The sequence below is a fragment of the Serratia sp. FS14 genome, assembly GCF_000695995.1.
In the GTDB taxonomy this organism is placed as follows: domain Bacteria; phylum Pseudomonadota; class Gammaproteobacteria; order Enterobacterales; family Enterobacteriaceae; genus Serratia; species Serratia nematodiphila.
Map to the genome: position 1 here is coordinate 2,656,729 of NZ_CP005927.1, position 20,058 is coordinate 2,676,786.

16 protein-coding genes are annotated in these 20,058 nt (G+C 60.1%); 6 read left to right on the forward strand and 10 right to left on the reverse strand.

All coding sequences use genetic code 11. The features are described 5' to 3' along the window. Positions 1-38 precede the first annotated feature (38 nt). Positions 39-1,517, forward strand: a complete 1,479-nt coding sequence (locus L085_RS12075) for an amino acid permease (RefSeq protein ID WP_033632569.1) — start codon at positions 39-41, stop codon at positions 1,515-1,517. A 45-nt stretch (positions 1,518-1,562) separates the two neighbouring features. Here L085_RS12075 and L085_RS12080 read toward each other — a convergent pair whose 3' ends face one another. Next, positions 1,563-2,663, reverse strand: coding sequence for a GGDEF domain-containing protein (locus L085_RS12080; protein ID WP_015378516.1), 1,101 nt, complete (start codon positions 2,661-2,663; stop codon positions 1,563-1,565). A gap of 363 nt (positions 2,664-3,026) precedes the next feature. Here L085_RS12080 and L085_RS12085 point away from each other — a divergent pair, with 363 nt between their 5' ends. After that, positions 3,027-4,109, forward strand: a complete 1,083-nt coding sequence (locus tag L085_RS12085) for an iron ABC transporter permease (RefSeq protein WP_031300718.1) — start codon at positions 3,027-3,029, stop codon at positions 4,107-4,109. After that, positions 4,106-4,894 carry an ABC transporter ATP-binding protein gene (locus tag L085_RS12090; RefSeq protein WP_015378515.1) on the forward strand — a complete coding sequence of 263 codons (789 nt, stop codon included), beginning with the start codon at positions 4,106-4,108 and terminating at the stop codon, positions 4,892-4,894. Before L085_RS12085 ends, L085_RS12090 begins: the two co-directional genes overlap by 4 nt. Positions 4,895-5,635: 741 nt before the next feature. On the opposite strand, the gene L085_RS12095 is transcribed toward L085_RS12090, so the two are convergent. From L085_RS12095 to puuR, 5 genes are all read right to left on the reverse strand, one after another. Beyond that, positions 5,636-6,583 (reverse strand): siderophore ABC transporter substrate-binding protein, encoded by a 948-nt coding sequence (locus L085_RS12095; RefSeq protein ID WP_044030828.1) that lies wholly within the window; start codon positions 6,581-6,583, stop codon positions 5,636-5,638. A gap of 55 nt (positions 6,584-6,638) precedes the next feature. After that, positions 6,639-8,627: a ligand-gated channel protein gene (locus tag L085_RS12100; RefSeq protein ID WP_044030829.1), complete on the reverse strand. Its 1,989-nt coding sequence runs from the start codon at positions 8,625-8,627 to the stop codon at positions 6,639-6,641. Between the two features lie 243 nt (positions 8,628-8,870). Then, positions 8,871-9,866: an ABC transporter permease gene (locus tag L085_RS12105; RefSeq protein WP_044030831.1), complete on the reverse strand. Its 996-nt coding sequence runs from the start codon at positions 9,864-9,866 to the stop codon at positions 8,871-8,873. Continuing rightward, complete coding sequence (locus L085_RS12110; RefSeq protein ID WP_044030832.1) at positions 9,863-11,374, reverse strand: sugar ABC transporter ATP-binding protein; 1,512 nt, start codon at positions 11,372-11,374, stop codon at positions 9,863-9,865. The genes L085_RS12105 and L085_RS12110 overlap by 4 nt, the downstream gene beginning before the upstream one ends. 157 nt (positions 11,375-11,531) lie before the next feature. After that, positions 11,532-12,089 carry an HTH-type transcriptional regulator PuuR gene (gene puuR / locus L085_RS12115; RefSeq protein ID WP_044030833.1) on the reverse strand — a complete coding sequence of 186 codons (558 nt, stop codon included), beginning with the start codon at positions 12,087-12,089 and terminating at the stop codon, positions 11,532-11,534. Positions 12,090-12,484: 395 nt separating this feature from the next. On the opposite strand from puuR, the gene L085_RS12120 reads away from it, so the two are divergent. After that, positions 12,485-13,903 carry a glutamine synthetase family protein gene (locus L085_RS12120; RefSeq protein WP_031300715.1) on the forward strand — a complete coding sequence of 473 codons (1,419 nt, stop codon included), beginning with the start codon at positions 12,485-12,487 and terminating at the stop codon, positions 13,901-13,903. A 534-nt stretch (positions 13,904-14,437) separates the two neighbouring features. Continuing rightward, positions 14,438-15,805: an APC family permease gene (locus tag L085_RS12125; protein WP_004935642.1), complete on the forward strand. Its 1,368-nt coding sequence runs from the start codon at positions 14,438-14,440 to the stop codon at positions 15,803-15,805. Positions 15,806-15,876: 71 nt separating this feature from the next. Here the strand turns inward: L085_RS12125 and sbcB are convergent, their stop codons facing one another. The 3 genes from sbcB to L085_RS12140 all read right to left on the reverse strand — a co-directional run bounded on the left by sbcB (position 15,877) and on the right by L085_RS12140 (position 17,844). Then, entirely contained in the window at positions 15,877-17,304 is a 1,428-nt protein-coding gene (gene sbcB / locus L085_RS12130; RefSeq protein WP_015378509.1) for an exodeoxyribonuclease I, read from the reverse strand. Positions 17,305-17,394: 90 nt separating this feature from the next. Further along, a complete protein-coding gene (locus L085_RS12135) occupies positions 17,395-17,583 on the reverse strand; it encodes a DNA polymerase III subunit theta (protein ID WP_004935635.1) in 189 nt (62 codons plus the stop codon). Positions 17,584-17,637: 54 nt separating this feature from the next. Next, positions 17,638-17,844 carry a hypothetical protein gene (locus tag L085_RS12140; protein ID WP_044030834.1) on the reverse strand — a complete coding sequence of 69 codons (207 nt, stop codon included), beginning with the start codon at positions 17,842-17,844 and terminating at the stop codon, positions 17,638-17,640. A gap of 258 nt (positions 17,845-18,102) precedes the next feature. Here L085_RS12140 and L085_RS12145 point away from each other — a divergent pair, with 258 nt between their 5' ends. Then, positions 18,103-19,212, forward strand: a complete 1,110-nt coding sequence (locus L085_RS12145) for an SDR family oxidoreductase (protein ID WP_004935629.1) — start codon at positions 18,103-18,105, stop codon at positions 19,210-19,212. A gap of 36 nt (positions 19,213-19,248) precedes the next feature. Here the strand turns inward: L085_RS12145 and L085_RS12150 are convergent, their stop codons facing one another. Then, positions 19,249-19,995: a helix-turn-helix transcriptional regulator gene (locus L085_RS12150; protein ID WP_004935623.1), complete on the reverse strand. Its 747-nt coding sequence runs from the start codon at positions 19,993-19,995 to the stop codon at positions 19,249-19,251. Positions 19,996-20,058 lie beyond the last annotated feature (63 nt).

The window sequence follows — 20,058 nt, forward strand, 5'->3', positions numbered from 1 at the left end:
CGCCCTCATTTTTCGAAGAGCAGATAGATAGGGAACGAATGGCTCAGCAGGATATAAAAACATCGGGGCAGCAAGCTCCCGGATTGCGCCGCGAGCTGAAAGCCCGGCATTTGACCATGATCGCCATCGGCGGCTCCATCGGCACCGGCCTGTTCGTCGCCTCGGGCGCCACGGTTTCTCAGGCAGGCCCCGGCGGGGCGCTGCTGTCTTACGCTCTGATCGGTTTGATGGTGTACTTCCTGATGACCAGTCTGGGCGAACTGGCGGCCTTTATGCCGGTCTCCGGTTCATTCTCCACCTACGGCGCCAAATACGTGGAAGAAGGCTTCGGCTTCGCACTGGGCTGGAACTACTGGTACAACTGGGCGGTGACCATCGCCGTTGACCTGGTGGCTTCGCAATTGGTGATGAGCTACTGGTTCCCGGACACGCCCGGCTGGATCTGGAGCGCGCTGTTCCTCGGCCTGATGTTCCTGCTGAACTACATTTCGGTGAAAGGGTTCGGCGAGGCGGAATACTGGTTCGCGCTGATCAAGGTCAGCACCGTGATTATTTTCATCGCCGTCGGCGTGCTGATGATTGTCGGCATTCTGAAAGGCGGCGAGCATGCCGGCTGGCAGAACTGGACCATTGGAGATGCGCCGTTCGCCGGCGGCTTCTCGGCGATGATCGGCGTGGCCATGATCGTCGGCTTCTCGTTCCAGGGCACTGAACTTATCGGCATCGCGGCCGGCGAATCGGAAAACCCGGGTAAAAATATTCCGCGCGCGGTGCGTCAGGTGTTCTGGCGTATCCTGCTGTTCTATATCTTCGCCATCCTGATCATCAGCCTGATCATTCCGTATACCGATCCGAGTCTGCTGCGCAATGACGTGAAAGACATCAGCGTCAGCCCGTTCACCCTGGTGTTCCAGCATGCCGGCCTGCTGTCGGCGGCGGCAGTGATGAACGCGGTGATCCTGACGGCGGTGTTGTCGGCCGGTAACTCGGGCATGTACGCATCGACCCGCATGTTGTACACCCTGGCATCGGAAGGCAAAGCGCCGCGCATCTTCGCCAAGCTGTCGAAAGGCGGCGTGCCGCGCAACGCGCTGTACGCGACCTGCGTGGTGGCCGGGCTGTGCTTCCTGACCTCGATGTTCGGCAACCAGTCGGTTTACCTGTGGCTGCTGAATACCTCGGGCATGACCGGCTTCATCGCCTGGTTGGGCATCGCCATCAGCCACTACCGTTTCCGTCGCGGTTACATGCTGCAGGGGCGCGATCTCAACGACTTGCCGTACCGTTCCGGTTTCTTCCCGCTGGGGCCGATCTTCGCCTTCGTGCTGTGTCTGATCATTACCCTGGGCCAGAATTACCAGGCCTTCCTGCAAGACAAGATTGACTGGTACGGCGTTACCGCGACCTACATCGGCATTCCGCTGTTCCTGCTGATTTGGTTCGGTTACAAGCTGTCGCAAGGCACCCGTGTCGTGAAGTACAGCGAAATGGAATTTCCGAAGATGGACGTGAAGTAATTTTCGGTGAGTGATACGCGGCGGGGGTTCCCGCCGCGTTTGGCTTTACTTTTTCCCGCCTTTGGCTTCCGCCAGCGCCTGCTGCGCCGAACTCATCAAATCTTCCACCGTCGCATAATGCTGCGTCAGCGCCACAATGCCGGCGTTGAGCTGCATGTTCACCTCGCCGAATGCGCCAAAATCGTAAGGCGCCTCCAGCGGTGGCACAATGCGCGCCAGAAACTCGCTTTCCGCGCCGTAGGGCAGATCGTGCACCAGAATCAGAAACAGACCGCCGGTATAGCGGCAGACGTAGTCGCTCGGGCGGATCAGCGTCTTGAGGCGCTCGCCGACGGTGCGCAGCACGTCGTCGCCGATCTGGACGCCGTGGCTTTGGTAGAGCGCCGCCAGCGGACCGAATTCGAGAATGAACAGGTGGGAGATCGGCTGCGCCGTTGCGGGGCGGCAGATGCTGCGCATCACCACCTCGCCGCCTGCGCGGTTGAGAAAGCCGGTCAGGCGATCGCGGTGCGATGCCTGCTGCTTCTCCCAGGCCAGCGTGACGTGCTGCACCAACTGGCGGTGGTAGCGCGCGATCATGCCATGGGCCAGCACCAGCCACAGCGGCGCGAGATCTGCCATGACAAACAGATTTTGCACGCGCGACAGCGGCGCCGCCAGCAGGTAGGGCAGCGTCAGCGCGATCACCTCAAGCAGCGCGAAGCGCGGCGCGGCGGCATGGCGCTGCATCAACCAGCAGGCCAGGGCGGTGATGGTCAGGCCGGCGAACAGGATCAGCACGAAGCGGCCCGACAGCATCGCCAGCGCGGCGCTGGCGCCAACCAGCAGCGCCCACAACAACACCGTCACCAGCATGGCGTTCGGCCAGGCGGGTTGGCGCCTTTGCGCCAACCTGGCACGCCCGGCGGTCAACAGCAGCAACAGCAGCAGCAGGCCGATACCGACCAGCGGTTGGTTCAGCCAGGCGTACCCCACCAACAGCGCGGCCGGCCCCACGGCATTCAGCCAGGGGGTGAGAGGAGAGGGCGTCAGCGTGAGACGCAGCTGGCGTTGAAACGGTTCGTCATCGGCGTGCAGCGGGCTGTGCAACAGCCAGTTCAGCAGCGCCGGGCGTTTGGGCGTTACCGCCGGAGATGGACTTCTCATTACAGCCTCGTCAATAAGGCCGCTCTTGCGGCGGCCTGAAAGTTTTTTGCACGCGCGGTGCTGTGGTTTTGGATTCTATGTGGTTTTGCCGCTATTTGTCAGAGTCTGGTCGGATCAGGAATAATTTTCAGAATAATTAACCTACTGGCCGTTAGCGGGGGAAAGCGTGGTGGTTTGAAAAATGGCGATAAAAACAAATTATTACATTTCGACAACGCTGTTTTCACCTATTGATATGATTGATAAGTATTATCGTTTGCTTTATTGTGGGCGGCTGCGCGCAGGCGGTCGCCGCGCGCTTTCCGGTTTACGGCGGACGCCTTCGCGCCGCTGTCATGATGGTTGTAACAGGTATCTTAACGAATGAGCGTATCCACCGATCCCATGACTGACGCCAAGGGGCAACCCAACGCCGGCGTGATGGGGCGTTATCAGCATATTCTTCGCCATCGCCTGTTGATGATGGGCGTGTTGGCACTGGCGATCCTGGGTTCGCTGCTGCTGGATTTCACCATGGGGCCATCCGGCCTGTCGCTGTCGTCTTTGTGGCAAACGCTGCTTGACCCCGCCGCGGCCGATGCCGGCACGCGGGTGATCGTCTGGGACATCCGCTTGCCCTATGCGCTGATGGCGGTGGTGGTGGGCTTTGCGCTCGGCCTGGCCGGGGCGGAAATGCAGACCATCCTGAATAATCCGCTGGCCAGTCCCTTTACTCTCGGCGTGTCTTCCGCCGCGGCCTTTGGCGCCGCGCTGGCGATCGTGCTCGGCATCGGCATTCCGGGCATTCCCGATCAGTGGTTCATCTCCGCCAACGCTTTTATCTTCGCGCTGTTCGCCGCGCTGATGCTCGACGGCATCACGCGCTGGACGCGGGTCGCCACCTCCGGCGTGGTGCTGTTCGGCATCGCGCTGGTGTTTACCTTCAACGCGCTGGTCTCGATGATGCAGTTCATCGCCAGCGAGGACACGCTGCAGGGGCTGGTGTTCTGGACCATGGGCAGCCTGGCGCGCGCCTCGTGGGACAAGCTGGGTATTCTGTTCGGCGTGTTCGCCGTGCTGCTGCCGCTGTCGATGATGAGCTCGTGGAAACTGACCGCGCTGCGTCTGGGGGAAGACCGGGCGGTGAGCTTCGGCATCGACGTGCGCCGCCTGCGGCTGACCACGCTGCTGCGCATCAGCATTCTCTCGGCGCTGGCGGTGGCCTTTGTCGGGCCGATCGGCTTTATCGGCCTGGTGGCGCCGCATATCGCCCGCATGATCTTCGGCGAAGATCACCGTTTCTACCTGCCGGCCAGCGCGCTGATTGGCGCGCTGGTGCTGTCGATGGCTTCGGTGGCGTCGAAAAACCTGGTGCCCGGCGTGATCATTCCGGTGGGCATCGTCACCTCGCTGGTCGGGGTGCCGTTCTTCCTGAGCATTATTCTGCGCCATCGGGGGAACGTATGAATCAGGGCTTGCGCATAGAAAACTTCTCGGCGGGCTACCCGAAGCGTCAGGTGATCGACAATCTCTCGGTGCCGATGCTGCCGCGCGGGCAAATCACCGTGCTGCTGGGGCCGAACGGCAGCGGCAAATCGACGCTGCTGCGCTCGCTGGCCGGGCTGAACCCGGCGCAGGGCAAGCTGTGGCTGGACGACGGCGATCTGATGCAGATGCCGTTCGCCCGTCGGGCGGAGAAAGTGGTGTACCTGCCGCAGTCGCTGCCCGCCGGGGTGCATCTGCACGTGCTGGAGTCGATCATCGTGGCGCAGCGCGCCTCGGGCGGCCGCAGCAACGCCGGCAGCGAAGCGGAAGTGATGGCTTTGCTGGAACAGCTGGGCATCGCCCACCTGGCGCTGAGCTACCTCGATCAGCTGTCCGGCGGCCAGAAACAGCTGGTGGGGTTGGCGCAGTCGCTGATCCGTCAGCCGTCGCTGCTGCTGCTGGATGAGCCGCTGAGCGCGCTCGATCTCAACTACCAGTTCCACGTGATGGATTTGGTGCGCCGTGAAACCCGCAAGCGCAATATCGTGACGGTGGTGGTGGTGCATGACATCAACATCGCGCTGCGTCACGGCGACCACGTGCTGATGCTGCAGGATGGCGATCTGATCGCCGACGGCGCGCCGGATCAGGTGATTACGCCGCAGAGCCTGGCGCGGGTCTACGGCGTGCGCGGGCGCATCGAGCGCTGTTCGCAGGGCACGCCGCAGGTGCTGATAGACGGCCTGGTAAACCAGCCGACGATTTAATCCAGGAAAAAGCCCGGCATCGCCGTAATGCTTGTCAGTTAGCGTTTTTCTGAAGGTATTGGTGACGTATTTCGGTCGATAAATGTGAGATGCACCATGAAACTCATGTGCCTCGACCGAGCAAGGGACCGTAGGCGCGGTCCCTTGCAACCCGCGCCTTTGCCCTATCAGACGGTTGGCTTTGCCAACTGCCCTCTCTCCGCCATACCGCATTGAGGCCGGCTGCGACAGGCGTCCCTGCCTGTCTCACCTGAAACCGCCGTCCATGGCGGTTTCGCCTAATGCGCTATGCCTACGTTCGGCGTCTTCAAGGGCGTCCAATACCGTGCTCATCTCCGATCCCTCTTCTCTGCCATAATCTCATAAAGGATGGGTTGCCCGGTAGCTGCCAGCACGGGGGTTGACCTTTGGCGCGCATCACCGGTTGCCGAGCAAGACGGCGTTGTCAGGGGCAACCGGCCAGGGAAGGCCGGTTGAGGCGAGACTAACAGGGACGTTTGTCGCAGCCGACCCGCCCGATAACGCAGACGCGGTGAGGGTATCCGCGTAGCGGACAGACGGTGTTAAGCGAAGGCGCGGGTGGAGGGGCCGCGCCTTCGGCCCCTCCAATTGCCGTTCATTGTGGTAACAGAGAAATTCGGGGTATTTACGGCAATTTTTCCTGCACGGCGCTTACAGAGACCGGATAAAAAATGCCAGTAAGGCTTAACTGATTGGCATTACGGCATCGCCGGGCTTTTTTTATCGCGCAGCGCGGTTCAGTGCTTCGCTCACGCGTTCGACGACGTGCTGAGCGGTGACGATGCCGCCGGACAGATAAACCTCGGCCGCCGGCAGGTAAACCACCTGGCCTTTCTTCACCGCCGCGGTTTTCTTCAGCGCGGTGCCGGTAAGGATTTTCTGCGGCGCCACCGCGTTCGGCCGCCCGGTCGCGGCGTCCCTGTCGATGATGAACAGCCAGTCCGGATTCAGTTTGGCCACCTGCTCAGGCGTCAGCTTGTTGCCGCGCACGTCTTTTTCATCGGACTGCAGTGCGGGCGCGAAGCCGAGGGCGTCATAGACGAAGCTGAAACGGCTCTTGGGGGCGTAAGCGCTGATCTTGCCGCCGGAGAACAGCACCACCAGCCCGCGTCCGGCCTGGGCGGCCTGTGGTTTGACCGCCGCGATCTGCGCATCCAGCTTATCGACCGCCGCCTGCGCCTGTTGCTGCTTATCGAACAGCTCACCCAGCTGCAGCGTGCGCTGTTTCAGGCTGCCCAACTGATCCTGCTGATCGACGGACATATTCAGCGTCGGCGCCAGCGTGTTCAGCTCGTCATAGGCTTTGGACGCCCGGCCGGCGATCAGGATCAGATCCGGTTTGGCGGCGCGCAGCACGGCCATATCCGGCTCGAACAGGGTGCCGGCATTGAGGTATTTGTCGTCCTGATAGCGTTTCAGGCTATCCGGCAAGTTTTTGCGATTGCCGGGCAGCGCCAGCGGTTCGACGCCCAGCAGCTGCAGCGTTTCCAGCGAGGCGTAATCCAGCACCACGATGCGCTGCGGGTGTTTCTTCACCTCGGTGCTGCCGTTCAGGTGCTGGACGTTGACGGTGGCCGAGGCCGCCGGCGCGTCGGTTTTGCTGTGGCAACCCGCCAGCGCCATCGCGGCCAGCAGGGCGATCATCAGGGGGGAGCGGCGTAATTTCATGGAGCTTCCTCACGGTGATGGAATGAAAAGGGCGCGCAGCGCGCGCCCGGGGGCATCAGAAGTTGTAGGTCATGCCGACGGTGTAACGGCGGCCGTCCAGCGTGGTGCGGTAGTGGTCGTAATCCACGGTCTTGTCGAGAATGTTGTAGACCCCGCCGGTCAGCTGCAGGTTTTTCGCCGCCTGGTAGCTCAGGCCCGCATCGACGAAGGTGTAGGACGGGGTACTGGTCTCCATCGACGTGCGGCTCAGGTAGTCTGAGGTGCGGCTGCGGAAGTTAACGCGCGACCACAGGCTGAGGTCTTGCGTGGCCTGCCAGTCCAGCACGGTGTTGATCATGTGCTTAGGCATCTGGTTCAGCGCCTTGCCCTGGAACTCGCCGCTCTTCTGCTCGGAAGCGGTGTAGGTGTAGTTGGCGTTCCACTTCCAGTCTTTATTGATCTGCCAGCCGAAGGTGGCCTCTACGCCGCGCATATTGGCTTTGTCGACGTTGACGCGATCGCTGATAAAGTCGTAGGGCGTACCGCCAATGGTGCAATCCGGTGTGTCTTCGCAGCGGCGCACTTCGGTGATCTTGTTCTTGAAGTCGGTGTTGAAGACGGTGACCCCGGCGTTGACGCCTTTCAGGCTATCCCACATCAGGCCGATCTCTTCGCTCAGGCTCTTCTCCGGCTGCAGATCCGGGTTGCCGACGATGATGCCTTTACGCACGCCGCCGCCGGTGACCTGGCCCCAGCTGGCGGAGGATTGGCGCAGATCCGGCGATTTGTAGCCGGCGGAGACGCCGCCTTTCATCGTCCACTGTTCGGTCAGGTGCCAGACCCCGTACATGCGCGGCGTCCAGTGGCTGCCGAAGTTCTGATCGCGGTCCATACGAATACCGCTGGTCAGGCTGAAGTCGTTGGTCAGCGCCCATTCGTCTTCGGCGAACAGCGCCCAGCTCCAGCGCGTCAGCTGATTGACGTCTTGCGCCGAGCTTAGCTGGTTGCCACTGTCGCCCAGTTTCTCATAGCGGTATTGGCCGCCGAGGTTCAGCATGTGGGCACCCAGCTCGAACTGGTTCTGGGTGTTGAAGATGGTGTTGTACATCTTCATTTTGCGGCCCGGGTTGTTGGTCTCTTCCCGCTGAACGTAGCTGGTGGAGTTGCCGAAGTCGTAATAGCCGTTGTGGGTCAGCGCATAGTTGGTGCGCGTATACAGGCTTTCGCTGCGCGATGTCGGCGTGCATTTGCCTCTGCTGCAGCGTTCCGCTACCACCGATTTGCCCGGCGTGCTGTTGCGATCCTGCAGCGAGCGGCCGATTTCGAAGTCGAATTCGTTTTTCTCGTCCGGGGTCAGGGTGAACACCGCAGTGCCGCTGCGCATGCGCTGTTCGTTGTAACCGTTGGCGATTTTATCTTCCGCGCGGCGCGACAGCAGGCCGTTGACCCGCACACCGAGCAGGCCTTCAATCAGCGGACCGGACGCGTAGGCGTTGGTCTGGAACAGATCGCCGGAATCGCGGTTTTCCTGGAGGGTGGCGTCGCCGTGCAGCGAGCCTTTCCACTCGGTGCGGGAGGTCTTGCGGGTGATGACGTTGATCACGCCGCCCATGGCGTCGGAACCGTACAGCGAAGACATCGGCCCGCGCACCACTTCGATACGTTCGATGGCTTCCATCGGCGGCAGCCAGCCCTGTTCGATGCCGGCGTTATCGCTGTTCGGCCGGGTGCCGCGGGTGTCGACGCGCTTGCCGTCCACCAGGATCAGCGTGTACTTGGAGGACATGCCGCGGATGCTGATGTCGCTGCTGCTGGCGCCGCCGGTGACGACCACGCCCGGCACGTCTTTCAGCGCATCGGTCACATCGCGATAGGCTTTATCTTCAATTTGCTGGCGCGGGATCACCGAGATGGAGGCGGCGGAGTCCTGAATTTTTTGCTGAAAGCCGGAGGCGGTGACGACCATGGTGTCCTGGGTGTCGTCCTGCGGCGCGGCCAGTGCGGCGGTGGCGCTGAGTGAGGCGATCACCAGAGCGGCGAGCTTGCTGTAACGTGGCGTTTCCATGAGGTAAACCTTTCCTGGATTGAAGTGAAAGTAATTAACCAATTGAATTTCTGATGAAATTATTCATCGTTCGCTGAGAAATACTTCGCTTCGTCAGCGTTGCGTGAGGGTATTGTAAGGATTTTTTCTTAATGTAAACGCTAATGATAATTCATATCATTTGTATGATTGTTCTGCTGACGGAAAAGGGTAACCGGATGAATTAAAGGGAAAAGCGGCGCAGCGGGCGTGCGCCGGGGAGGATCAGCGTTTCTGGATGTAGGTGATGGCCAGCGCCAACGCCAGCACCAGGCCTTTGATAATGTCCATGGCATAGTAGGGCACCGACAGCATCACCAGGCCGTTTTGCAGCACGCCGAGGATCACCGCGCCGATCAGGGTGCCGATCGCATTGGGTTTACCGGCGCCGGCCAGCGAGAAGCCGATATAGGCCGCCGCCACCGCGTCCATCAGATAACCGCCGCCGGCATTGACCTGCGAAGAGCCAATACGTGACGCCAGCAAGATGCCGCCAAGCGCCGCCAGCCAAGAGGAAATGACGTAAGCGGCAACCCTGTAACGTACGGTGCGGATGCCCGACAGACGCGCAGCTTCGGGGTTGCCGCCGATGGCGTACATGCGGCGGCCGTGCTTGGTCAACGACAGGAACAGCTGCACCGCAACGGTGGCCGCCAGCATGATCAGCACGATCACCGGCACCTGGCCGAGGGCGGCAAACACCTCCGGGATTAGGCCTTCCGCCATGTCGCCATTCGGCAGCACCATGTTTTGGGTGATGGAACCGCCGTAGCTGTATGTCATCGCCACGCCCTGGAGCACGAACAGGCTGGCCAGCGTCGCCAGCATATCGGGGATTTTGAGCACCACGATCAGCAGGGCGTTGAACAGGCCGACCAGCGTGCACAGCAACAGCGTCACCACGATGGCGCCGGCGGTGCCGAACCCGTGCCAGACGAACAGCGAAATCACCAGCGCGTTGGCCAGCGAGGCGGTCGAGCCGACCGACAGATCGAAACCGCCGACCGACAGCGAGATGGAGACGCCGATGGCGATCACCGTCACGATGGCGATCGAACGCAGGATATTGATGATGTTGTTGGCATCGAGAAAGTTGTCCGACGCCAGGCCAAACAGGGCGACCAGCGCCGCGACGGTCAGCAGCATGCCCCACTTGTAGAGGAAATCAAACAGCTGTTGGCGCCAGGGCAGCGCAGGCCGCAAGGCAAATTCTTTACTCACGCAGGGGTTCCTCCGGTGGAATAGAGCAATAAGGTTTCTTCGTCGATGTCGGCGGCGTTCAATTCCGCCACGATGCGGCCGTCCCACAGCACGCAGATGCGATCGCACAGGCCAATCAGCTCGGCGAACTCGCCGGAGGCGTAAATCACGCCTTTGCCGGCGCGGGCCAGGCCGTCGATCAGGCTGAACAGCTCCTGTTTGGCCTTGATGTCCACGCCCTTGGTCGGCTCATCGAAGATCAGCACCTCGGCGTCGCCGCGCAGCCATTTGCCGATCGCCACTTTTTGTTGATTGCCGCCTGACAGGCGCGCCAGCCGCTGTTGCGGGCCGGAGGCGCGAATATTCAGACGCTGCATGATCTCGCGCGCCCAGCGCAGCTCTTGCCGCCGGCTGAACAGGCTCCAGCGCGAGAAGCTGTCGTCGGCGCTGACGCTCAGGTTCATCGGGATCGCCTCGTCGATGAAAATGCCTTCTTTGCGGCGTTCTTCCGGCACCAGCGCCAATCCTTGTTCGACCGACAGGTGCGGCGCGCGTGGCACCCAGGGCTGCCCGCGCAGTTCGCCGCGCTCGAGCTGCACGGCGCCGGCGCCGAACAATGCCTTGCACAGTTCGGTTTTGCCCGCCCCGGCCAGCCCGGCGATGCCGAGGATCTCGCCCTCATGCAGCCGCAGCGAAACGTCGCGCAGCTTATGGCGATCGTGCAAGCCCTGCACCTGCAGCAGCGTTCGCTCAGGGTGTGGCGGGCGCGGCGGCGGGAAAATGTCGTCCAGCCGATGGCCGAGCATCTTCTCGACGATCTGTTCGCCGCTCAGCCCGCGCATGGCGTCTTCGCTGACGCGCCGGCCGTCGCGCAGCACCGTCAGCCGATCGCAAATGTCGCTCAGTTCGTGGATGCGGTGGGAAATAAACACGATGCCGATGCCTTCGGATTGCAGGCGGCGCACCACGTTAAACAGGCGCTCGCTCTCGGCGCGATCGAGCGGCGCGGTCGGCTCGTCGAGCACCAGAAAACGGCAGCGGTGCGACAGCGCGCGCGCCAGCAGCACCTGCTGTTTTTCCGCCAGCGTGCAGTCCGCCAGGCGTCTGCGCGGGTTGAGCGGCAGCGCCCATTGCTGCAGCAGCTGCACGGCGCGGCGGTGCAGCTCCGCCCAGTTCAGCCAGTGGCCCGGCTCGTTCAGCCAGTCCAGCATGATGTTTTCCGCTACCGGCAGCGTGGGGATCAGCGCGACGTCGACCTCTTGCTGCACCACGTGAATACCGTGACGGCGCGCCTGCAACGGGGAGTGGATCGCCACCGGCTGGCCGTCGATCAGGATCTCGCCGCGATAATGATCGTGGGCGCCGGAGAGGATCGCCATCAGCGTCGACTTGCCCGCGCCGTTGGCGCCGACCAGCGCATGGATTGATCCGCCCTGCAGCGTGAAGTCCACGTCCTGCAGCGCGTTGAAGCCGGCGAAGGCGATCGAGATATTGCGCATCTCGAGGCGTGAAGGCGTTGCGGTTGACATAGGGTGTTAAGGCCGTTTAGATGTTTAGATGGCTGTTTTGCTCTGTTGTAACATAGATTGCGCCGTTGGCAACCAACAAAATGGCATAACGGCGATGAAAAAATCGTGGGCGGGCAGGGGCGCAACCCGCGTCAGGCTGCGCCGGTGCGAGAAGCGGTCAGAAGGTGGTAGGGGTGTGTGCGCTGACGATGCGGCAAACGCGAGCCGACGTATTGCTGAAGCTGTGCGGAATGCCGGTGTTGATGGCGTAACTCTGACCGGCGCTCAGACAATAGCTCTGGCCGTTGATGGTCAGCACGATCTCGCCCTCCAGCAGGGTGCCGATCTCTTCGCCCTGATGCTTGATCTTTTCGCCGGTGGTGGTGCCGGGCTGGTAGGTTTCCAGCATCATCGCCAGGTTGCGCGTCGGGCTGCCGTTGTGCACCAGCTTCATCGACACCCCCTGGTTGCCGATCTCAATCAGATCCTCGGCGTCGATCACCACGCGCGGTTCGTCGACGGCCTCCGGTTCGGCAAAGAATTCAGACAGCGACAGGCCATACACCTTCAGCAGCTTTTGCAGCGTGCTGATGGCCGGGCTGACCTTGTCCTGTTCGATGGTGCTGATCGCACTGTGGGTTAACCCGGACAGTTCGGCGACCCGGCGCTGCGACAAACCCAATTGCTGACGGATCTGTGACAGGCGTTTGCCCGGTGCCAAGCTGGCTTCGCTCATAGCGGTACTTCCTTCTGGTAGGGGCGACAGGCAGACATGAATATCGTTATCGGGCGCCTGTCTGGGCGATAACGATGCTGCATGATATCGATAGTTAGGGCAGGTTTGGAAAATATATTGCCCATGTTCACTCTCGGTGCGTTGGACGAAATAGTTGACGTAAAAATGGCAGCAAGGCCTTTTCGGTCAATATTTTATCAATTTAGCAGCCGGTGGTGAATAATCAAACAGGATTGTAACATTTGCAAACCCATTCTGTTAATACTATGTTTCATATTGTGGATGTTATTTTGAGCGCCCGGCAGCGGCGCGACCTGGCGAGAAATCCAATCATGTGTTGAATCGAACGGCGGACGGGCGCTAACGCGCCTTAAGAGCATAATGGCGGGTGACGTATGCAAACCAATAGCGCAGCAGTTGAACATTTTGCACAGCATCATGAAGAGAGGCGAAGTAGCGCGTTCCAAAATGAGGTTGCTCATTATTTGGAACGCCATCCCGCCACGCAGTATGTCGATATCCTTCTCACCGATCTCAATGGTTCCTTCCGCGGCAAACGCATACCCGTCTCAGGGTTGAAAAAACTGGAAAAAGGCAGCTACTTCCCCGCGTCGGTGTTCGCCATGGACATCCTCGGCAACGTGGTGGAGGAGACCGGTCTTGGGCAGGAGCTCGGCGAGCCGGATCGCATTTGCCTGCCGGTGCCCGGTTCGCTGACGCCGTCGGCCGCCGATCCGGAGCATATCGGCCAGGTGTTGCTGACCATGCTGGATGAAGATGGCACTCCCTTTGACGTTGAACCCCGTAATGTGCTGAACCGCGTGTGGCAGGCGCTGCGACAGCGCGGCTTGTTCCCGGTGGCAGCGGTAGAGCTGGAGTTTTATCTCATCGACAGGCAGCGCGACGCAGAAGGCGATTTGCAGCCGCCGTGTGCGCCCGGCACTCAGGAGCGCAATACCCAAAGCCAGGTGTACTCCGTCGATAACCTGAACCATTTCGCCGAGGTGCTGAACGATATCGACGCGTTGGCGAAGCTGCAGGGGCTGCCGGCGGACGGCGCGGTGGCGGAGGCGTCGCCGGGGCAGTTCGAGGTCAACCTGCGCCATTCCGACGACATCTTGCTGGCCTGCGACCACGCGCTGGCGCTGAAACGGTTGGTGCGGCTGGTGGCCGAGAACCACGGTATGCACGCCACCTTTATGGCCAAACCCTATGAGGATTACGCCGGCAGCGGCATGCATGTGCATGTCAGCATGCAGGACGGGGCGGGCAACAACCTGTTTGCCGACGGCGAAGGCGAGGATTCACCGTTGCTGAAACAGGCGCTGGCCGGGATGATCACCCTGATGCCGGCGTCGATGGCGCTGCTGGCGCCGAACGTCAATGCCTATCGGCGTTTCCAACCGGGGATGTATGTGCCGATCCAGGCCGCCTGGGGCCACAACAATCGCACCGTGGCGCTGCGCATTCCCTGCGGCGAACCGGAGAATCATCGGGTGGAGTACCGCGTGGCCGGCGCCGACGCCAACCCCTATCTGGTGATGGCGGCGATCCTGGCCGGCATGTTGTACGGGTTGGACAACGCGCTGCCGTTGCCTGAGCCGGTGACCGGCAACGGGCTGGAGCAGGAGGGGCTGCCGCTGCCGATCCGCCAGAGCGATGCGCTGTACGAGTTTGAACATCAGCATGCGTTGACCCACTATCTGGGCGAGCGTTTCACCCAGGTTTATCACGCCTGCAAGACGGACGAATTGCTGCAGTTTGAACGGCGGGTGACGGAAACCGAGATCGACTGGATGTTGAAAAATGCCTGAATGGGCGTATAAAGTAAGAAGTATGTGCGGGCGACCGGCCTGCCGGTAGCGGATTAATTCGCCTGCCGGGCTGGTTTTCCGTTCGATCGACAAAAAGAATTTGTATTTGAGGGCTTCCGGATCTTGTCATCCGGAGGCATTCTGGTGCAAAATATCTCAAATGCAGATAGCCGACGTTTTGAAAGCGTCGGTTATTTTTTTGCATTAAGTTTTACCAACGTAGCGTTTCATACACCAAGCGAGGCCGGACACCGATCCGGATAGATAAATAGTTTCGTGCACGATCAAACAAAACTTTATGGTCGTGACTCATGAGGATTAGAAAGATGGGGCAATTTTTCACTTTAGCGCCGGTGCCCGCCGGTTTCCGCTGTGGCCGCAGCGACTATGGAGCAGCCGAGGTTACCTCGACCCGTTATCCAGCTTACAATCCCCTTCTTTTAGAATTAAGTCGCTCGTTGCGAAGTTTCCCCGCAACCTTAAGTCTTGGCGTGTCCGCCATCCGCAAGGCTCAAGGTAAGGGGGGGCTGAACAATGTCCGATAACACCCTTAACGCCGCTCCGGCTCAGCGCACTCAGCTGCGTAAAACCCTGACATTAGTTCCGGTAGTGATGATGGGTCTGGCTTATCTGCAGCCAATGACCATCTTCGATACCTTCGGCATCGTATCCGGCCTGACCGATGGTCACGTCGCGACCGCGTACGCCTTCGCTCTGCTGGCGATCCTGTTTACCGCCCTGAGCTACGGCAAGCTGGTGAAGAAGTTCCCTTCCGCCGGTTCCGCCTACACTTACGCCCAGAAAGCCATCAGCCCGCACGTCGGCTTTATGGTGGGCTGGTCATCGCTGCTGGACTACCTGTTCATGCCGATGATCAACATTTTGCTGGCCAAGATTTACCTGGAAGCGATCTTCCCGGGCGTCCCGTCCTGGATCTTCGTGGCGGTGCTGGTCGGGTTGATGACGATTTTCAACCTGCGCGGCATCAAGCTGGTGGCCAACCTGAACTCCATCATCGTGGTGGTGCAGGTGGCGATCATGATCGTGTTCCTGGGGTTGGTGATCAACGGCGTTTACCACGGCGAAGGCGCCGGTACGCTGGTCAGCAGCCGCCCGTTCTGGTCCGATAACGCTCACGTGGTGCCGATGATTACCGGCGCGACCATCCTGTGCTTCTCGTTCCTGGGCTTCGACGGCATCAGCTCGCTGTCCGAAGAAACCAAAGACGCAGAGAAAGTGATCCCGAAAGCCATCTTCCTGACGGCGCTGATCGGCGGCATCATCTTTATCGTGGTGTCTTACTTCGTGCAGCTGTACTTCCCGGACATCTCGCGCTTCAAGGATCCTGACGCGTCGCAGCCTGAAATCATGCTGTACGTGGCGGGCAAGTTCTTCCAGTCGGTGATCCTGGTGTTCTCCTGCGTGACGGTATTGGCGTCAGGCATGGCGGCGCACGCGGGCGTTTCGCGTCTGATGTACGTGATGGGCCGCGACGGCGTGTTCCCGACTCGCTTCTTCGGCTATGTGCATCCGAAGTGGCGTACCCCGGCGCTGAACGTGCTGCTGGTTGGCGCCATCGCGCTGTCCGCGGTGTCGTTTGACCTGGTGACCGCGACCGCGCTGATCAACTTCGGTGCGCTGGTGGCCTTCACCTTCGTCAACCTGTCGGTGATCTCGCAGTTCTATATTCGCGACAAGATGAACCGCACCGTGAAGGACACGTTCAACTACCTGATCCTGCCGGTGATGGGCGCACTGACCGTCGGCGCGCTGTGGATCAACCTGGAAGCCAGCTCGATGACGCTGGGCCTGGTTTGGGCGGCCATCGGTCTGATCTACCTGGCCTTCGTTACCCGCAGCTTCCGTCTGCCGGTGCCGCAAGCGAGCGAAGACGCCGCCTAAGCGCGAGCCGTCTCCTCAGCCACAAAAAAGGCCGCTTTCGCGGCCTTTTCCTTTTCTGCTTGCTGCGGGTTTTATCCCACCAACTCTTTGCCGTAATCGAACAGCGCTTTCAGCAGGGCGGTTTTTTCTTTGTCGCCTTCGTGCAGGTTATACAGCGATTCGAGCTGCAGCAGGTAACTCTGCACGCGCTCCGCGCTCAACGTTTCCTGGCGGTGTTGCAGCCAGCGGCGCTGCTCGGCGTCGTCCAGCGTATTCGGATAGTTGCGCGCGCGGAAGCGGAACAGCAGCTCTTTCATGCGGCCGTCGCTGAAGGCCAGATCCAGCGCCGGCAGGTTCTGCGGCTTGGTCTGCTGGATAATCCTCATCGCCGCCTTGTCGGCGTCGCTGAAGAAACCGTCGTACAAGCGGGCGTCGACGTCCTCGGAACCTTTGAACGGCTCGGCTTCGGCGAACAGTGCCACCACTTTCTCGCGCACTTCCGGGTGCTGTTTCAGCAGCTGCAGATTTTGCAGGCAGGCCTGGCGATCGATGCCCAGCCGCTCGGCGTTCTCCGGCAGCAGGGTTTTGGCCGGCGCCAGCACCGGGCATTTGTTGATGTGCACCAGCTTGATCGGCACCGGCGTCTGATCCGGCGCCAGATCGTCGCGGCGGGTGTAGAGCCGTTCACGCAGCTGCTCAGCGCTCAGCGTCAGCAGCGGCGTCATGTCGCCGGCGAGATCGCACATGATCACCGCGTTTTTGTTGTCCGGGTGCCAGGCCAGCGGCGACACCCAGCTGGTGTTGCCGCGCGCCGCGCCGAACATGCCGGAGACGTGCACCAGCGGCGTCATTTCGGCGACGTCGATCAGGGCGTTCAGTTTGTGCTTGTTGCGGTGCTGCAGCAGGAAATCGAACAGCCGCGGCTGCGCCTGCTTAACCAGCTTGGCCATGGCGATGGTGGCGTATACGTCTGACATCGCGTCGTGAGCCTGCGTGTGTTCGACGCCGTTGGCGTGCGTGAGGTGTTCGAGGCGGAAGCTGGGGAAACCGTCTTCGTTTTCCGGCCAGACGATGCCGTCCGGGCGCAGGGCGTAGCAGGCGCGCATCACATCCAGCAGATCCCAACGCGAGTTGCCGTTTTGCCAGCTGTAGGCGTAGGGATCGTAGAAGTTGCGATAGAAGATATTGCGGCTCACTTCGTCATCGAAGCGGATGTTGTTGTAACCGAGAATGCAGGTGCCGGCCACGCTGAAGGCCTGATGGATTTGGCGGGTGAACTCGGCCTCGTTAACGCCTTTGGCGCGCGCCACCTGCGGCGTGATGCCGGTGATCATCACCGCCTCGGGTTCCGGCAGGTAATCGTCGGCCGGGGCGCAGTAGATGACCAGCGGCTCTTCGATAATGTTGAAATCCATATCGGTGCGCACGCCGGCGAACTGCGCCGGGCGGTCCAGCGACGGGCTCTTGCCGAAGGTCTCGTAATCGTGAATATAAAATGTGGCCGTTGCCTTGCTGCTCAAAATCGCGTCTCTTCAGTGGCGGATACAATATGCCTCTATTGTAACGGCGTGGGGAGCGATGCCAAGCGGCGGTTAGCGAAATGCGCGCAATTACGCACGGCGATAGTAATCCAGCCGCTGATGAAAGTAGGGGAGCAGGTGATCGGGGATCTGTTGTTCTGTTTCCGTCTGGGTCGAGGCGATGCCGTAGCGCTCGTTGTAGATCACGCTGATGGCCAGCAAATCGGTTTCTATTTTCTCGCGTTGCGCCTGCGGTAAGCTATCCAGCTTTCGAGCCATCGTTATCTCCCTGTTAATCTTAGGGTATAATAGGATCGTTAGCTGGTCTTGTCCCTACCCATTCCGGGGGGCGGCGGAGGCCTGAACGCTTTGCTGCGGGCAGGGGGGCAGACTGTGGCGGGCGGCGAACTCGCTCTGCGCCTGGTGCGCATTGAGGCGATCTGCCCGATTATACAGCGAACAGGCGCCGCTTATCACTGCCGCCCAAAACAGGGTGCACAGCAGCAAAACCCCCAACCAGATTTTTTGGTTATAGGTCATAAGTCCTCCACGGACGAGAAGAGAAATAACATTGACCGTTAAATTTAATCAGGCACTACATCAATGGTATTTAAACGGCGGAGATTAATCATGGAGTCTACGCGGTTCTTTTGTTACTAAACCCATGATGGATGTTTCAAAAGATTCCTTAAGATAATATTAAGAAAAGTGTTTAAGGGCGCCGTAATTCTATTTAATATTTGTTTAAATATCCGCGGATACAATCACCCACATTCAATGCCAATGTGGGTGACAATGATGAAAACGCTACTGTTGACCGGCGCTACCGGCTTTCTTGGTGGTGCGGTTCTCGAAAAATTATTGATTGAAAATCAGTCTGTTAATTATCTTTTGCTGGTGCGTGCAGACGATGCGCAGCAAGGGCTGGCCCGTATTCGCGCGAATATGGAAAAGTTTAATATCGATGCGAATCTGCTGTCTAAAATTACGATTGAAAATATATTATTGGGCGACCTTTCCGAACCGGCCGACTTTTTAACTGACGCGCGTATTAACAATGTTACGCACGTTATTAACTGCGCGGCCGTTGCTTCATTTGGTAATAACCCGCTCATTTGGAAGGTAAACGTAGAAGGCACTCTGGCCTTTGCCGAAAGAATGGCGCAGGTGCCGGGATTAAAACGTTTCCTGCACGTCGGCACCGCCATGTCCTGTTCGCCGGAGCCGGGTTCGCTGGTGGCGGAGAGCGGCGAGTTTGAGGAAGACGCCGAACACCTGGTGGAATATACCCGTTCCAAATCCACCATCGAACAGCTGATGCGCCAGCGCTGCCCGCAAATGCCGTTGACCATCGCTCGTCCGTCGATCGTGGTGGGGCACACCCGCCTGGGCTGCCAGCCTTCCAGCAGCATTTTCTGGGTGTTTGGCATGGCGCTGATGCTGCGCAAGTTCATGTGCTCGCTGCAGGACAATATCGACGTGATCCCGGCGGACTATTGCGCGGATGCGCTGGTGATGCTGATGAACAGCGAAACGCTGGAGAACGACGTTTATCACATCTCCGCCGGTGAGGAGAGCAGCGTCAGCTTTGCCGAAATTGACAACGCCATGGCGGCAGCCCTGGAAAAAGCGCCGGTGGGCGATGAGTATGCGCAGGTGACCTATGACGCGCTGGTGAAAATGCGCCGCCAGCTGAAAGACATTTTCGGCCCGTGCAACGAGCGGCTGATGCTGAAGGCGATGCGCCTGTACGGATCGTTCGCCATGCTCAACGTGCGTTTCAGCAACGAGAAGATCCTCAAGCTGGGCATGCCGAAACCGCCGCGTTTCACCGACTACATCGCCGGCTGCGTGCAGTCGACGCGCGGGCTGTCTATCCAGCAGCAGATGGTGGTGGACTTCAAATAACCGCCGGGCGCAACGGGCGCCCGAGGTTATCGTCCGTTACCAGGACGAAGACGACCAGAAGACGCGGCCGAGCACCACCAGTTGCTCCTTGCGCTGCTGATAGCTGAGATGCTCGTCCTGGTACTCTTCCCGGTTGAGGGAGCGGATGACGACGCCGCCGTCCGGCTGTTCGATCAGAACCTTCACCCGCAGCAAATTGCCGTGGCGGATGGCGTAGGTCTTGCCCTCGCGGATGCGCGTATCGTCGGTGTTGATGCCGACCACGTCGCCGTCCTGCAGACGCGGTTCCATGCTGGAGCCGGAGATGCGGATAATGCGCGCGGCGTTGACCGCCACCCCCATCTTGTGCAGATAGTAACGGCGGAAGATCAGCGAAAACTCCTCGCGATCGACGATTTCGTAGCAGCCGTCGCCGGCGGAAAAATCGATATCCAGCAGCGGGATCTCCACAAACTCTTCCTTGTCTTGTTCGGTATCTTCCCATACCACCGGTTTCAAACGGGCGGGCTGGAAGTCCGACTCCGCCGCCACGTTGTCAAACGGGCGCACCAGCTGCTTTTCATGAAACACGTCGAACCAGCCCTTGGGCAAATTCAGCCTGGCCTCGATCCGCCTGGCCAGATTGTCGCCAAGATTGCGGGAGGATTTCTCCCCGATGATTTGGCTCAGCGTCGGCGCGGAAGACTCAACCAGCGTGGCGAACTCATTCTGGTTGACGCCTTGCCGGGCGTAGCGGGCCATCAATTCGCGCAGATTGTTGCGCCTGATTTCTTTAGTTTCCATCGTTTGATGATCGCACTCTTTAGCAAAAAGGTAAATAACGGTTTTGCTAAAAAACGCTTGCGC